General features: G+C 42.4%; 16 protein-coding genes, 1 tRNA gene and 1 pseudogene. 6 read left to right on the forward strand and 12 right to left on the reverse strand.

Annotated elements, in window-relative coordinates; translation table 11 throughout:
- Nucleotides 1–47 precede the first annotated feature (47 nt).
- Genes U2P89_RS07985 through U2P89_RS08000 form a run of 4 tightly spaced genes read left to right on the forward strand, consistent with a single transcriptional unit; the run spans nucleotide 48 to nucleotide 2,244 of the window.
- Nucleotides 48–176 (forward strand): hypothetical protein, encoded by a 129-nt coding sequence (locus tag U2P89_RS07985; protein WP_322191150.1) that lies wholly within the window; start codon nucleotides 48–50, stop codon nucleotides 174–176.
- A 3-nt stretch (nucleotides 177–179) separates the two neighbouring features.
- Nucleotides 180–437 (forward strand): hypothetical protein, encoded by a 258-nt coding sequence (locus tag U2P89_RS07990; protein WP_322191151.1) that lies wholly within the window; start codon nucleotides 180–182, stop codon nucleotides 435–437.
- Nucleotides 434–1,720: a DUF3440 domain-containing protein gene (locus U2P89_RS07995; RefSeq protein ID WP_322191152.1), complete on the forward strand. Its 1,287-nt coding sequence runs from the start codon at nucleotides 434–436 to the stop codon at nucleotides 1,718–1,720. Before U2P89_RS07990 ends, U2P89_RS07995 begins: the two co-directional genes overlap by 4 nt.
- Entirely contained in the window at nucleotides 1,717–2,244 is a 528-nt protein-coding gene (locus tag U2P89_RS08000) for an IbrB-like domain-containing protein (protein ID WP_091908956.1), read from the forward strand. Before U2P89_RS07995 ends, U2P89_RS08000 begins: the two co-directional genes overlap by 4 nt.
- A gap of 3 nt (nucleotides 2,245–2,247) precedes the next feature.
- Here the strand turns inward: U2P89_RS08000 and U2P89_RS08005 are convergent, their stop codons facing one another.
- Nucleotides 2,248–2,946 carry a DNA alkylation repair protein gene (locus tag U2P89_RS08005; RefSeq protein ID WP_091908958.1) on the reverse strand — a complete coding sequence of 233 codons (699 nt, stop codon included), beginning with the start codon at nucleotides 2,944–2,946 and terminating at the stop codon, nucleotides 2,248–2,250.
- 602 nt (nucleotides 2,947–3,548) lie between these two features.
- Between U2P89_RS08005 and U2P89_RS08010 the strand changes: the two are divergent.
- Nucleotides 3,549–3,866: pseudogene (locus tag U2P89_RS08010) on the forward strand (sugar phosphate isomerase/epimerase family protein); the annotation flags it as partial.
- A 296-nt stretch (nucleotides 3,867–4,162) separates the two neighbouring features.
- On the opposite strand, the gene U2P89_RS08015 reads toward U2P89_RS08010, so the two are convergent.
- From U2P89_RS08015 to U2P89_RS08030, 4 genes are all read right to left on the reverse strand, one after another.
- Entirely contained in the window at nucleotides 4,163–5,467 is a 1,305-nt protein-coding gene (locus U2P89_RS08015; protein WP_076931438.1) for a type II toxin-antitoxin system HipA family toxin, read from the reverse strand.
- Between the two features lie 34 nt (nucleotides 5,468–5,501).
- Complete coding sequence (locus U2P89_RS08020; RefSeq protein WP_076932284.1) at nucleotides 5,502–5,804, reverse strand: helix-turn-helix domain-containing protein; 303 nt, start codon at nucleotides 5,802–5,804, stop codon at nucleotides 5,502–5,504.
- Between the two features lie 230 nt (nucleotides 5,805–6,034).
- The gene (locus U2P89_RS08025; protein WP_322191153.1) at nucleotides 6,035–6,766 is read right to left on the reverse strand and encodes a lysophospholipid acyltransferase family protein; all 732 of its coding nucleotides are present in this window, start codon (nucleotides 6,764–6,766) and stop codon (nucleotides 6,035–6,037) included.
- 120 nt (nucleotides 6,767–6,886) lie between these two features.
- Nucleotides 6,887–8,110 (reverse strand): sugar transporter, encoded by a 1,224-nt coding sequence (locus tag U2P89_RS08030; RefSeq protein ID WP_322191154.1) that lies wholly within the window; start codon nucleotides 8,108–8,110, stop codon nucleotides 6,887–6,889.
- A gap of 156 nt (nucleotides 8,111–8,266) precedes the next feature.
- Between U2P89_RS08030 and ade the strand changes: the two genes are divergently transcribed.
- Nucleotides 8,267–9,877 (forward strand): adenine deaminase, encoded by a 1,611-nt coding sequence (gene ade / locus U2P89_RS08035; protein ID WP_322191155.1) that lies wholly within the window; start codon nucleotides 8,267–8,269, stop codon nucleotides 9,875–9,877.
- A 141-nt stretch (nucleotides 9,878–10,018) separates the two neighbouring features.
- Here ade and U2P89_RS08040 read toward each other — a convergent pair whose 3' ends face one another.
- The 7 genes from U2P89_RS08040 to lpxK form a co-directional block, all read right to left on the reverse strand.
- Nucleotides 10,019–10,489: a DUF234 domain-containing protein gene (locus U2P89_RS08040; protein WP_076931436.1), complete on the reverse strand. Its 471-nt coding sequence runs from the start codon at nucleotides 10,487–10,489 to the stop codon at nucleotides 10,019–10,021.
- 132 nt (nucleotides 10,490–10,621) lie between these two features.
- Nucleotides 10,622–11,410, reverse strand: coding sequence for a nucleotidyl transferase AbiEii/AbiGii toxin family protein (locus tag U2P89_RS08045; protein ID WP_322191156.1), 789 nt, complete (start codon nucleotides 11,408–11,410; stop codon nucleotides 10,622–10,624).
- Complete coding sequence (locus tag U2P89_RS08050) at nucleotides 11,407–12,024, reverse strand: type IV toxin-antitoxin system AbiEi family antitoxin domain-containing protein (RefSeq protein WP_076931434.1); 618 nt, start codon at nucleotides 12,022–12,024, stop codon at nucleotides 11,407–11,409. The genes U2P89_RS08045 and U2P89_RS08050 overlap by 4 nt, the downstream gene beginning before the upstream one ends.
- A 588-nt stretch (nucleotides 12,025–12,612) precedes the next feature.
- Nucleotides 12,613–12,685 (reverse strand) — tRNA-Phe (locus tag U2P89_RS08055).
- 80 nt (nucleotides 12,686–12,765) lie between these two features.
- Complete coding sequence (gene thiL, locus U2P89_RS08060; RefSeq protein ID WP_092025256.1) at nucleotides 12,766–13,797, reverse strand: thiamine-phosphate kinase; 1,032 nt, start codon at nucleotides 13,795–13,797, stop codon at nucleotides 12,766–12,768.
- An 84-nt stretch (nucleotides 13,798–13,881) separates the two neighbouring features.
- Complete coding sequence (locus tag U2P89_RS08065) at nucleotides 13,882–14,694, reverse strand: purine-nucleoside phosphorylase (protein ID WP_092025259.1); 813 nt, start codon at nucleotides 14,692–14,694, stop codon at nucleotides 13,882–13,884.
- A complete protein-coding gene (gene lpxK / locus U2P89_RS08070; RefSeq protein ID WP_322191157.1) occupies nucleotides 14,651–15,775 on the reverse strand; it encodes a tetraacyldisaccharide 4'-kinase in 1,125 nt (374 codons plus the stop codon). The genes U2P89_RS08065 and lpxK overlap by 44 nt, the downstream gene beginning before the upstream one ends.
- Between the last annotated feature and the right edge of the window lie 60 nt (nucleotides 15,776–15,835).

Below are 15,835 nucleotides of genomic sequence, written 5' to 3' on the forward strand. Positions count from 1 at the left end.
CTATTTGCTGATTTTTAGTAAATTTGTATACAGCAATCATATTTAATATGGATATTGTTCAATTAAAAGGGAAAGACAAGCAGCTTTATTCTTTGGTGGTACACCTTGTAATGGATGAGGAGGTGATCGGTTACAATCTGAACTATCCCTATAAGACATCGTCCGATTATGTATAGTTCGTGGCCGTGGAGAATGGTGTTACCCTTGGTTTTATCCCTGTCAAACTGGAAGAGGGCAAGGCCAAAATAAATAATTATTATGTGGCGGATGATGATAGTACCGTTTTTTCTGCTTTGCTGAAAGAAATTGTCAAGGTGCTTTCGTCTGAATTTGAGATTGAGTCGGTTACGCAACTGCGGCATATCCCCGAATTTGAAAAAAATGGGTTTGCGATTGTTCTTAATTGGAAAATAAAAATGAAGGTATTCAAGGAATGAAAAAGAACGTGTATGAACTGGCCATGCTGCGGATAAAGTTATTATTCAATGAATTCGATAATATCTATGTCTCTTTTTCCGGCGGTAAGGACAGCGGTGTGATGTTGAACCTTTGTATACAATATATAAGGGAGAACAATCCGGACAGAAAGATCGGTGTGTTTTTTATGGACTATGAAATACAGTACAGCGAGACGATAGCGTATGTCGACAGGGCGCTGGAGGCAAATGCCGATATTCTGGAAGTATACCGCGTATGTGTACCTTTCAAAGTGACTACTTGTACATCGATGCATCAGGCTTACTGGCGTCCATGGGATGAAGATTGCAAAAATTTCTGGGTAAGGGATATGCCCGCCGGAAGCTATCGGAAAGAAGATTTCCCGTTCTACCATCCCGGTATATGGGATTCCGAATTCTATATTCTTTTTGCCCAATGGTATCATTTGCAGAAGAATGCAAAGAAAACCTGCTGCCTGGTCGGAATACGCACCCAGGAAAGTTCGCATCGGTGGAGAACGATCCATGGCAAAAGGAAACATCATATGTTTCGTAACCTGAAGTGGACAAAACAGTTGTCGAAAGATATTTACAATGCCTATGTGATACATGACTGGCTGACGACGGATGTGTGGACGGCTAACGGCCGTTTCGATTGGGACTACAACCGGCTGTACGATCTCTATTATCAGGCGGGCGTTCCGCTGGAAAAACAACGTGTAGCCAGTCCTTTCCTTTTGGCGGCACAGGAAAGCCTGCATCTTTACCGGGCTATCGACCCCGATATGTGGGGGAAAATGATATGCCGTGTGAACGGCATCAATTTCACATCCCTCTATGGCCACACAAGCGTGGTGGCACAGAAAAAGATCACTCTGCCGGCAGGGCATACATGGGAGAGTTATATGCACTTCCTTTTGTCCACTTTGCCGGAAGAAATTCGTCAGAACTATTTGCGGAAGCTCTCGGTGAGTATCAATTTCTGGCGTAAACGGGGTGGCTGTCTTCCGGAAAAGTCGATACAACAACTGCAGGAGATGGGGATCGACATAGAGGTGGTGGACCATACCAATTATAAGACGGAGAAGTGTCCGGTCAGGATGGAGTATCAGGATGATCTCGATGTGCCCGGATTCAAATATCTTCCCACCTTCAAGCGGATGTGTATATGTATCCTCAGGAACGACCATCTGTGTAAATACATGGGATTTGCCATGACAAAAAAGGAGCTTGCACTCCGTAATAAAGTAATGGATTTTTATCAAGGTATTTATAGTACATGAAAGACGAAAAGGAATATGCCAGTCCGGTGTATGCGGTAAGGGCTGTGCCGCTAGAAAAAATAGAGGCAAATGCATACAATCCCAACGTTGTCGCCCCGCCGGAAATGGAACTTCTCGAATTGTCGATCTGGGAGGATGGTTATACCATGCCTTGCGTATGTTATTACCTTCCTGAAGAGGACAAGTATGAACTGGTAGACGGGTTTCACAGGTATCTGGTGATGAAAACATCGAAACGCATTTATGAGCGGGAAAAGGGATGTCTGCCGGTAACAGTGATAGACAAAGACCTCTCAAATCGTATGGCTTCGACGATCAGGCACAACCGTGCCCGTGGCACCCATAGTATTGAGTTGATGACCAATATAGTGACGGAACTCAAGAAAGCAGGAATGAGTGATGCATGGATCATGAAAAATATCGGAATGGATAAAGACGAGTTACTTCGCTTTAAACAGATTTCGGGTTTGGCAGCGCTTTTTGCCGATGAAAAATTCAGTATACCCGATGAGAAAAACAAATAGGTGTTATCTTTTTATCTTCATTTTATTCAGTAACTCTTTGGTTTCGGCGGATATCCGATAGCTTTCACGAGCTTTCTGGATAGCTTTATTATGCACGAACGTAGAGAAGGTCTTTTGCTGGAGATAAGGCAGGGTCTTGTCGTAAAATTTGACAAGTCCCACGCTGAGTGCCCAGGCAATAGCCATATCCACGTAATACTGTCCTTGCGGTACTTCCGACAGGTGTTGTAATGTCATGTCTATATATTCCTCTTCCATATAGTGGCACATCAGCAGGATCACGAAAAAACGCTTGGTGAATTCCCCTTCGTCGTTTTTCAGTGGCAGGAAATGGTCGAATACTTCCTCGGGATATTTTTTGAAAATCCTGAAGGCAGAGGTGAGCGTATCGACATGCGCCCAATTATCAAATCGCAGGATTAAGGGATCTGCATATCCGAAAACCGTCTCCAATGAGAGTTTGTGTAAGTTACCCAATACCAATCCGTAGAGGAGGACATGTTCATAGGTGGTGAATTCCGCATTTTTCAGGTAGTCGCCGATCTCCGGCTCTTTGCAGAGTTCCTTTGCCAGTTTCTTTAATGCTGGCATGCGGATGCCCTGTATTTCATAACTGGTCGGGATCAGTTTCTCATTGAATATCTTGTAATCGTTCTCTGCCAGTGCCTGAAGCCTTTGGTCTATTTGTGTATTTTGGATCATGACTGATATGTATATTTATTGAGAGTGAACTAAAATTATTCCGGATGTTCCGGATCTCATATTGAAATGTGCTGTAATATTTGTAAAATATTCTTTTTTAGGCTGTTGTCGCTCTCTGTTGTGGCGACATCTGCAAAAGAGGTATACCCACTGCACCAAACAAAGGAGAAAAATGAATGACTATGGGGCCATCCTATCCCTGCCTCTTCCATTGATTCGAAATGCCTTATATAAAACGATTTTGACAGGGCTGAATCAGGAAGAACTTCTGCTATAACGTATTCTTTCGCCATTATACAAAGTTATACAATATTCAATGCAATACTATAAAGTCGCATTTTATTGATAAAACTTTTTTCATTTCATCAAGTAAACCATTCCGTTCTATTGTCCAAACCGGACAACCTTCTACCCGCAGCACAGAGGAGGTCTCACTTGTTTGTGAAGTTTTCAATGAAGCGGGAAGGATTGCAAAAGGAAATGGACTGATTTTCGGTTATCACAACCATGATATGGAATTTGCCCGTGTAATTCCGGGAGGAAAGGAAATGGTTTTTGGCCGCCGGGCTTTTGGCAGGGATATGCCTGAGGGCGCTGAAGTAATCTATGACGGGTTCCTCAGGCAAACCGATCCTGAACTGGTCATATTCCAACTGGATGTTTATTGGGCTGTAATGGGACAAAACGATCCGGTTGAATATATGCAGAAATATCCTGACCGTATCCGCTTGCTGCATATCAAAGATAAAGCCGTGCTGGGACAATCAGGTATGATGAATTTCGAGAAGATATTTACCCAGGCTTACGAAAACGGTATTCAAGACTATTTTGTTGAGTTGGAAAGGCTCCCCTCAGGAACACAATTTGAAGGAGTAAAAGAATGTGTTGATTATCTGCTTAAAGCTCCATTCGTTAAATGATGGTGTGTCAAAATTAGAACTTGTTGCCGAGGGTTGACGATATGATGGTATTATCCGTTGTCTGAAAGTAAACCCCAGACTTATTCAAAACCCCGGATATTAAAACGATATAATTGATAAATAGAAGAGAGGCTGTCTCTGATTTATTTTGAACTGAATCCCAAAAGTTGAACAAAAACTTTTGGGATTCGCCTTATTGGGGATATCCCTAATGTGTAACACCGAATTAGATTCTTGTCCATAAATGGCGTCTAAAAATCAAGGATTAAACCGGATCCACCAGTAATGGAACATAATTATGGTCGAAGTAATAGCAAATTTGATTTTATTTCCTTTACCTGATTTGCCGTTACTCCGGCTTCCTGGGCAAACTGTTCCCATGCAGAAACCGTATCGACCACTTTTTCGATGATTTCTTTTCCATGTTTTATGCCCATTCGGTCGGCTACTGTTTTCAGGTCTTCGAATGTAAATCCGTCTTGCTTGCCGTTGACAGACATTTGATGCCGATTCGTCCAACGTCCTTGCGGGTTGAAGGAATAGCACAAGTCATAAGCCGGAGCCAGCCGCCATTGGCCCGAGCGATCCATAATAAATGAATGGTTTTTCGTATGGTCGTCATGGTTACGGGCTACCACATTGAATACCATCCGACGGTAAAACTCTTCCTGTTGGATATATGGTAGCTGCATTTGTCGCATTAACCGGAAAGCCTGTTCGTAAGCATGTCGTTGATCCCGGTCATAATGAGCTATTCCCGCTAAAGTTTGAATATGCAACTTCTCGCCGGAATCGGTACGGTCAAAGCGTTTTGTCATAAAATGATTACTATCGCCTTCTTTCAACAACCGGCACTCCATCATATTTATTCCTACTGCTTTGGCCATTAGATAATAAGCATACTCTATATTACCGATTCCTTTCGGATTATCGGTGATTTGGAAATGTTCTTCATAAACTCCACCGTCAAATTTCAGAAGCCAATAAGTAAAACCTTCCGGAGCGAGAACTTGACCCGACCGCACTTCATTGGTCGATTCGTTATAGGCGATAATCGCTTTCGGTTTGGCTCCACCGGCAGATGTCCCAACCTTCAGTATGTCAAGTATTTTTTGATCCTGATTTTGTAACCTGCTCTGAAATTCCAGCCGGTTTTTGAATACTTCCTCAGCCAATGCCGTGAGTTCGTCAATGTAAATCCGTGTAGACTGATCCAATCCCGGTATTTCCTTTGAAGGTTGAAATTCTAAAGCCCCCATCGCCCGTTTACCCACATAACATAAATAGTCTAATGGGGTGATTTGTTCATCAGACAATCCTCGTGATGCAAACCACTCATAGATAATCTGGCTACCGAAAGCATCGGGAAGAGAATCAGCAATCAACCCCGGCAATCCCTTAAAACAATTGTTTCGGTTTTGCTGGAATTGGTAAACCATCCCTGCCGAATTACGCAATGGCATCATGACAGGAGAAACATCAAGCCCGGAACGCAAAAACTTATCGTCATATTGAAACGATGCAGCTTCGTTGTTGTGATCCCATATAAGAGCACCCACATTATTCCCCCAGATATTTACATCAACAATTAAGTCATCCATTGTAAATTGTTCTATTGAAAACTTTTAATTCGCTTTATTTCTTTGATGAACTCGCACGCATTCTTTTCTTGCTTTGCAATTTTTTCATAAGGATAGGACTTATGGGTTCTTCGGGTATTAACTGTTCCAGATTTTCCAGTATGCCAAGCCCCCGCATGACCTTTATCAAACTTTCTGTTGAAATGGTTTCACCGTTTTCGAATCTCCGGATAGTTCCTATAGCTACACCTGAATATTCAGAAAGCTCTTTCTGCTGCATGTTCTTCTTTAACCGTAATTCCCTGAACCGCTTCGACAACTCTTCAATGATAGCGGGATCACTCATTTCTGTCCACATAACATTCATGTTTTTTACAAAGGTACAAATAAAATCAATATATTAAATATTAATAGCTGTTTTATACATTAAAATATAATATATTGATGTTTGTGGTAATTGTGAATAGAGAACCGGTTATTATAAAAGACAGGGAATTAGAAGAAGAGATGGTTCGAGAACGAACAGTTATGGATGATATCAACAATTATTTCAAATGGGAAATAATCGACAATCTCAGTCATTTCCCATCAATTTATAGACTGGATTATTACCTGTTCAGTCTTTTCAAAAAGGGTAGGGAAAGGTGTATCTTTTACGGGGATAGGATCATGAATGGTAAACTCGATTTTAGTGCCTATGCCTAAAGGGAAAGAACCCCATCTTGTCATTTTCCACGAATTGTTGATCGTGACAGGAACAACATAGGCGGAAGGTGCGTATTTGCAGAGGATTTTCAATCCGTTCTCGGCAAAGCGCCGTGGTTTGCCGGTATTGCTTCGTGTCCCTTCAGGGAATATGACTGCCGAACGTTTGTGTATTTCTATATACTCTGCCAATTGCCGGATGGCGGATAAAGCCTGTTTTCCATCCTTCCTGTCGATCAATACAGATCCGCCATGCCTTAAATTGTATGATATGCTGGGAATCCCTTTTCCCAACTCGATCTTACTGACATATTTAGGATGAATTTTTCGCATATACCACCCGATAGTCGTGATGTCATACCAACTCTGATGATTGGAGGCAACAATCAGGGGTGTATCTGGGGGAAGTTTTTCCAGTCCTCTGATCTTATATTTTGTGCCCAGCACATAAGTGTTCAATACAAGGAAGAAACATAGCACATCGACACTCTTTTTGTGGGCGTTATATCCGAACAGGTTGAAGCATATCCATTGAACCACGTGAAAAATTACCAGCGTAGCTCCAAACAATAGGTAATAAATAATGGAGAGGGGATATGCTATTAACTTTTGCATAATGATTTTATCTTATTTACTTCACAAAAATGTGGCACGAGAATTTGAACATTTCCTGCACAAAGATAATGCTTCTGATGTTTTAATCTGGGTGAATCGAACACTTTTTCTTTTTCGGACTCATAAGAACAGTCGGGGATGGCGTCTTGTCACTAAGAAATAAAAAGATATGGCCAGTAAACCTATAAAACATCCCGCCATACCTACGTACTGAGTTCCTGCATGTGTGCTTGCAATCCCGCCAATAAGCGCGCCGCTGCCAATCCCTACATTATATATCCCTGAATAAATAGACATCGCCACTGCCGTTGCATCGGGAGCGACTTTTATGACGGTATCCTGAAATACCAGATTAAAGATCATGAATGATATGCCCCAGAATATGCATAATACAAATATGGTATAAATGTTGATCCCCAATGGATACATAAGAGAGAGCGAAATAGATACACAAATTACGCTTGCGCCCATAAGAAACGGCGATCGCTTCTCATTGTAACGGGAGAATAAAAAACTTCCCAAGATTCCGGCAACACCGAAAATAAGCAGTACGATCGTCGCTACATTTTCATCAAGTCCGGCTATATCGATCATAAAAGGTTCTATATAGGTGTATCCGGTAAAATGAGCAGTGATCATAATAACTGTCAGTAGATATATCCCTGTCAGTGCCGGGCGTTTGATTAATTTGGGTAAACTTTTGAGAGATCCCGCGTTCTCACTTTTTAAGACCGGTAATACAAACATCAGGAATATCAATACCAGGAAAGCAGCTATGCCAATAAATAAAAAAGTTGTCCTCCATCCCATATATAATCCCACTGTTCGTCCGAGAGGCAGTCCGAGTATAGTCGCCAACGAGCTCCCTGTAGCAATGATTCCCAATCCGGCTGAACGGTGGCCCTCCGGTGCCATTTGCACAGCCATTGGGGCAGCGACCGACCAGAAGATGGCATGTGTGCAAGCCACCATAATACGTGAGACAAATAATGAAGTATAATTATAGGATTGCCATGACAGCAAATGACTTATAATAAATAAAATCAATAGGCCGGCCATTAATTTACGACGCTCTACTCGTGCAAAAATAAGTATCAATGGTAAAGAAGCCAGTGCCACCACCCATGCATAGATGGTAATCAATAGTCCGGCTTTGGCTTCGCTGATGGAAAAACCTTTTGCTATATCGCTCAAAAGGGCTATCGGGGCGAATTCGGAAGTATTGAAAACGAATGCTGCAAAGGCAATCCCAATACAGGGTAACCATTCTTTAAATTTTGGACGAACCGTTACGGTCGTAATACGATTGTGTGGGTCTGGAATGTTTGTTCTGTTTTTAGCCACTGTAGCCGGACATTTTTTCAGCTGCAAAATTATAGAATATATGTACATTTGTGTCTGATATATCATAAAAAACACTAAACTTGTAACTTTTCATCTTTTTATCCGTTGATTATCAACTTTATTTTAAGTGAGAAGCATCAATTGAATTATGAAAATATGATTGATAGAATAGAAGGGCATATAGTAGATGTTGTTGGAAGAGAGATATTTGAAGGGTCTGTCGAGGTGGAAAATGGCTTTATTACCGCTATAAACAGACACCCTGTTGAGCGAAAGAGCTATATTATGCCCGGTTTTATAGACGCTCATGTGCACATTGAGAGTTCGATGCTTACGCCCGAAAACTTTGGTAATGTGGTTATTCGGGAGGGGACGGTCGCGGTGGTTACCGATCCGCATGAAATAGCCAACGTAATGGGGGTTGGTGGTGTTGATTTTATGATTGAAAACGGCAGGAAATCTCCATTGAAGACCTTCTTCACCATTCCGTCTTGTGTGCCGGCCACTCCTTTTGACTGTTCCGGCGGTGTCATAGCCTCCGGTGATATAGCAAAACTGGCGGCTTCCGGGCAATTTGTGGGACTCTCCGAGATGATGGATATACCGGGCGTATTATCCGAAAATAAAGAGGTAATGGCCAAACTTGCTGTGGCTGAAAAATACCGGTTGCCTATTGACGGACATGCTCCCCTGTTATCGGGAAGCGCTCTTGCCACTTATGTAAGTCATCATATCTCTACCGACCACGAATGTGTGTCTCTTGCGGAAGCGGAGGAGAAGATGGCATTGGGGTTGAAAATACTTATCCGCGAGGGAAGCGCTGCCCGTAACTATGAAGCATTGAAATCACTTATTCGTTCCAATCCGGATGTAGTAATGTTCTGTACCGACGACTCCCATGCATATGAACTACAGACGGCGGGCCACATAAAAAAACTCGTGGCCCGTTCCGTGGCAAACGGATTCGATCTGTTTGACGTGCTCAGAATAGCATCCATCAACCCTATTCATCATTATCATCTCGATGTCGGGCAATTGAGGATGGGGGATAAAGCTGACTTTATTGTGGTGGATAGCCTGGAGACGTTTAACGTGGAACAGGTTTATATTGATGGAGTGGAACGGATGAGAACCGCTTCCCCGTCTCTGCTTCCTATCGCTATTAATAATTTTAATCGCGATAAAATAGCAGTGTCTTCATTACGCAAAGCGGTGTCCGGACAGATTAAAGTGATATCTCTTGTCGAAGGTGAACTACTGACCACTGTTTCCACATATTCACCCAAATTCCCTGTAGAGAACCTTGAAGGGGATACAAGTGAAGATATTGCCAAGATCGTGTATGTCAATCGATATAATAACGGGACTCCCCAGGTAGCTTTTTGCAAGGGATTTCACCTTCAGAAAGGCGCTTTCGCCAGTACCATCGCACATGATTCGCATAATATTATCGCTGTCGGCAATTCAGATATAGAGTTGGCCGGCGCCATCAATGCGGTCATTGAGAGCAAAGGAGGACTTTCTGTATGTTGTGACGGAAAAACAGGACTACTACCCTTGCCGGTTGGTGGAATCATGAGTGACCTGCCCGGAAAGGAAGTTGCCGATATTTACCATGAACTTGATACCCGGGTTAAACAACTTGGGTGTAAGCTTGATGCACCATTTATGACACTCTCTTTCCTTTCATTGGTTGTTATTCCTGAAATAAAAATCGGGGAGAAAGGGCTTTTTAGCTATACTGACTTTGATTGGATAGAACAGTAATTCAGGGTGCCTGTATTTGATGAAATATTATTAGCCGAACTAAAAACTAACAGCATATTGATAGACACCGTTATGCAATAAAAATAGTGCATCTTAGAAACGAAATACTAATCATCCATATCTCAATTATCTTTACTTCTATTACATATCTGCCAAATCCCAGCAAAGACTTTCTACTGTATGTTTATTCAGTTCCTTTGTTTTTAGGATTTTGACTTTCTCTTCAAACAATTGAGGTTTGAAGTTCTTTTTCTGCTGTTTTACTTCAACAGCAACTGCACTCTTATCATCCAAATATACTCCCACAATATCAATCTCATTCTGATTCCCTTTTGGTTCCCACCACGAGCCTATTGCGCGATAAGAAAAACTCTCCTGCATCTTTTGTTTAAAGTACAGTTCCAATGTCTTTCCCGAATAAGTGGGATAATCATCGAGCATGATTTTAGACAGTCCTTCAAAGTTTCCAATCTCAATCAGTGACCTGTTCCGCTCAATATATCTGAACCAAAAGCGCAGGAAATTATCGGTTACTTCGTACCTTACAGTTTGTGTTCCTTCTTTCGCAAAAATGGGACGTTGCTTTTTAATTACTTCGTAAACTGTTTCCAATTTCTGTAACTATGCCCGATTCATTATTTTAAATCCACCTTCTTGGAAGGTGGTGGTTTAATTTGCCTTTCCTTTGCTCCGAAACCACCAGTTCCGAAACGGTCATTTCCGAAATACATATTTCGAATTGAACTATTCTGTAAGCGAATCCACAAATTCCCCAAACCTCAAAATCTTCTCACTATTCGCCTTATTGAAAAGTAAGTGTTCAAAATCCTTTTGCTTCTTCTTCAAATCGACTGTTTTCAGTAATTCGGCTGTTGCCTGCTTGAACTCCTGTAAGCTATGTATTCCACAACGCTTTGACAGAAAATCATAATCCGGCTTGGCTTGCGAAAGTAAAAACATCAGGTCGTAAAAATCACGTCCTTTTGCACGGGCTAACATGGCGGCAATTTTCATGCTGCACAATACGCCATCGGAAGGAACAGGAAACGGGAAAAAGAATCCGCAACCCTTGATATTTGTAATAACCGGAGGGTAAACGACTCCTTGGTCTTGACTTTCGACCTTTATCAAAAAACGTTCTTCCTTGTGTCCGCTTAATCCTAAATCAAATAACAGTTCCGGAAAATGGATATTGCGCCGGAAGGCCGTTAGTTTCGGATTTTCTTTGTCCTTTGCCTCTACCCGCAACCCTAAACGCTCCAAAAACTGGATTACGCCGTTTGTCATTTCAGTAAACTCGTCTTTCGACAGGTCTTTGCAGTCAAAATCCAAATCTTCGGAGAACCGGTCTATCCCTTTTACCAAACGCAGGTTTGTTCCGCCGATAAAAGCCATCTTTTGGATGCTTGGGGTAGAAGAAAGGTAATCCAGAATCATCAACTGCAAATACTCTTTCAGTATGTGCTTATCGAAGCCTGAATTTCCACGGATTTGAGTCGGCGAATAATTTCTTATCTGTTCAATCTGTATCATAAATCGTATGTCTTAAAAAGTAGCTTTACCCGATGGTCAAGCGCCTTGCTTTGAAATTTGGCGCAGTAGTCCATCAGTAAATCCTTGTTTAAATCATCGTGCAGGAAATCTTCATCCAAACGTAATTCTTCTAATTCCTGCTCACTATCGTAGAATGGATAAAGATACAGCAAATCAAGCAATGCCTTCTCGGGTGTGGCAAACTGTATGGTGCGGTTGTCTGCCATTGGCTTCAACTCGTACCCGAATAGTAGGTTTTCTTTGACATTCTTATAAGAGTATTCGCCGAAGTCATTGGCGAAAGATGCTGTTTTCAGGGTTGTCACATTGGTAATCTGCACCACCGCTTCCGGTATCATCCCATAGAACGACAATGCCGTGTGTAGACTAATATAGGACGGGCGGTAAATCCGATTGGCAAAATAAAGAGAATAATCCGGCTTGCTCTTATACTCCGAAAAAGCAAAATAGCCCTGCCGTAATCGGATAAGATATCCTTTCTTAGTCCAACGGGTAAAATTATTCCGGTCAAAATCGGGTTGCCATGCATATACCTGATAGATATTGAAGCACGCCAAATCGAACATTTTAGTCTTAAATTCCAGAAAATTCATTTCCTTATTTTATTTCTATTATGCAGCAAATATAGTGCGTTTTGGAAATAAAACAAAATGTTGAGATGAATTGAAGATATTCTTGTTCTGTTGACGAGACGAAAATAGACTATTTTTGTCTTGTCGATAGAACAGAAATATAGTGTTTTAGATTACTTTTTCGTATTCATCTTCAATTTGTTGAGAAAAAGAATATATTGTGCTATAATCTTTATTGTATTGATAATCTCTCTCCAATTTGCCTATTTCGTTTATTATTTGAATTTCATCAGAGCAATCGGTTGTTTCTCGTGTATATAAAACTGTAAGCTACCCGTGTACTTTCCGAAATATCCAGTACATTGAATACTTGTTTTTGGATTAATTCTAATTGATCGATTTGTGTTAGTTCTACGATAACATTTGCCTTCATATTGATTTTTCTTTAAATGTTACCGTAAAGTTACGAAATTATTTTCACATTTGCAATTTAAGTATTTGATATATAGGTTAATAGATTATTGCAAATGTTTTACCATTGTTTTACCAAAGACAAATAAAAAACGCTGTAATTAGTTTAATTACAACGTTTTATGAGGTTTAGTTGAGTGGTGCCACCAGGAATCGAACCGGGGACACAAGGATTTTCAGTCCTTTGCTCTACCAACTGAGCTATGGCACCAACACTGCTTAAATTGCGAGTGCAAAGATAAGAGCATTTTTGAGATTTACAAAATTTGTAAATAAAAAATGCCGAAAATTTTATTTATCCGCGAGTGGATTCCATCCCTGTGCACGGAGTTGCATCTCCTGACCGTCGCGGGTAACCAGATAGCACCCCTGTTCAGGCGGTGTAATATGCCCCACCAGACGGATCCCTTCCAGTTGGTTCATCTTTTCATGCAGATGCAGCGGAACGGTAAAGAGCAATTCATAATCTTCCCCTCCATTCAGGGCTACGGTGGTTACGTTCATATTGAATGTTTCGGCCATTACCGCAGTCTGATAATCGATAGGTATCCGCTCTTCGAAAAGCTGGCAGCCGGCGTTACTCTGTGTACAGACATGGAGCAGGTCGGACGACAACCCGTCGGATACATCTATCATGGAGGTGGGAACTATCCCGTGTTCCGCCAGCAGGTTCACGATATCTTTTCTGGCTTCGGGTTTTAGCTGGCGTTCCAAAAGATATTCCTTTCCTGCAAAATCGGGTTGGAAGTCTTTGTCGCCGTCGAACACTGTCTTTTCTCTTTCCAGCAGCTGCAGCCCCATATAAGCTGCTCCCAAATCGCCTGAAACATAGATCAGATCGGTATTTTTAGCGCCGTTGCGGTAGACTATTTTCTCCTCTTCCGCCGTACCGATACAGGTAATGCTGATGGTGAAGCCGGTAAGGGAGGAAGTGGTGTCTCCTCCTATGATATCCACCCCGTAGATATCACAGGCCAGCTTCAATCCGCTGTAAAATTCTTCTAAGTCTTCCACTGAAAACCGTTTTGATATCCCTAAAGAGACGGTGATCTGCTGTGGCTTCCCGTTCATGGCGTAAATATCGGAGAAGTTGATAACAGCCGCTTTATACCCGAGATGTTTCAGCGGGGTATAGACGAGATCGAAATGGATCCCTTCCAGCAGCAGGTCGGTTGTCACCAGTGTCCGCTGCCCGCCATGATCTACGACGGCGGCATCGTCACCCACGCCTTTGATGGAACTCTCCTGTGTGAGTTTGATATCTTTGGTCAGGTGGTCGATCAACCCGAATTCGCCCAATGTCGCTATTTCTGTCCGTTGCATATAAATAATGAATAAAAAGAGGTTGTCTGAGAATTACTCTTATCAAGTATTACAGACACCCTCTTTTATAAAGAATAAAGTTGATTATATTTTTTGAATAATGGTCCGCATGATCTCCGCCATCTTCGGTTGGGCGATCTTGGCAGCTTCCTGCACATCTTCGTGCGACACTTCCACGATCTTGCCGATCACGCCTAAGTCGGTGATGATGGAGAATGCCAACACTTTCATTCCTGCGTGGTTGGCTACGATCACTTCGGGTACGGTAGACATACCCACGGCGTCTCCCCCGATAATACGCAGGAAATTGTATTCGGCCGGAGTTTCAAAAGTCGGTCCCTGAAGGCCGATATAGACACCGTGTTGCAGCTTGATATTTTTTTCTTTGGCGATCTCCATGGCCATCAGCCGCAGCGATTTGTCATATGCCTCGCTCATATCGGGAAAACGGGTGCCCAATTCATTGAAGTTCTTCCCGTGGAGCGGATGCTCGGGGAACAGGTTGATATGGTCTTCAATCAGCATGATGTCGCCTACATCGAAGCTGGAGTTCATCCCTCCTGCCGCATTGGAAACGAATAGGTATTCGATATTCAATGCCTGGAAAACACGGATGGGAAAGGTGACCTGCTTCATATCATATCCTTCGTAATAGTGGAAACGCCCCTGCATGGCCAGTACTTTCTTGCCGCCGAGCGTACCGACGATCAGTTTTCCGCTATGGCCTTCCACCGTGGAGACGGGAAAGTTAGGTATCTCCGTATAGGGGATTTCGTTTTTATCCTCGATCTCATGTACCAGTTCACCCAGGCCGGTGCCTAAAATAATAGCTGTATTAGGGATTTCGGTAATTCTATTTTTTAGATAATCCGCTGTTTGTTTGATAGTTTCTAACATGTTCTAAAATATTATTATTAAATTGTTCTTGTTCTTTCTCGTTAATGAATGTTACCTGCACCGGGATGTAATAGAGCATTTTCTTCATCTCTTCATCGAGATAAGGCAATTCTCTGAGGCGGACAGCATCCTTCTCGGTGGTGAGGATGACCTTGTTGTTGTCATCCGCCTCTACCGTATGGATCAATTCCCGGATCGATTGTATGTCTTTCTCTTTAAAAGAGTGGTGATCGGGAAAAAATTTCGTGTAGAGGTTGTAGGTGATAAGCTCTACCTTATCTAGAAGAGGTTGGGGTGAGGCTATGCCTGCCACTAAAAAGATATGTTTCTTGCGAATATCCAATGCCTGTAGTGGTCCACCCTGCAACTCCGGAAAGAGAGGCATTATCATTCCGTAATCGAGGCCGGTGAAATAGAGTTGTTGAAAAGCATAAAGTGCTAATCCGTTCGTATAAATCCGGAAATCAATGGGCTGCATATCAGGGTCACATTTGGTGACTATGATGATGGACGCCCTCTCTTTGCCTTTCAGCGGTTCGCGTAGTGATCCCGCGGGTAACAACCGGTCTTCGAAAACGGGACGGTTACTATCCACCAATAGGATGGAGAGTGAAGGTCGGACATAGCGGTGTTGAAAGCCGTCGTCGAGAAGGATCACATCGGGACGCTCCTCTTTTTCAATAGAGAGGATTTTGCTGATGCCACTCACCCGGTCTTTATCGACAACAACCAGTGCTTCCGGGAATTTTTGCTTGATCTGCAGGGGTTCATCTCCCACATCGCGTGCTTTCGAATCGGTGTCGACAATCTTAAAACCGTTGCTTTTTCGTTTGTAGCCTCTGCTGAGCACTGCTACTTTGTATATCGGTGATAATAACCTGATGAGATATTCAATATGCGGGGTTTTGCCCGTGCCGCCTACAGTGAGGTTACCCACACAAATCACCGGAATATCGAATGATGTTTGTTTGAGTATCTTTTTGTCGAACAGTGCATTCCGGAAATTCACACCAAGGCCGTAGAGCCAGGCTAACGGCGACAATGATCGACGTATTTCGGCGGAAGGTTTGTCCTTTTCCATTTAGTGAACTTTTTTGTTAAGCCAAAATAACGGTTAAGCGAGAACAATGCCAAGCTTGCT

This window comes from Proteiniphilum sp. (assembly GCF_034331125.1).
GTDB classification, from domain to species: domain Bacteria; phylum Bacteroidota; class Bacteroidia; order Bacteroidales; family Dysgonomonadaceae; genus Proteiniphilum; species Proteiniphilum saccharofermentans.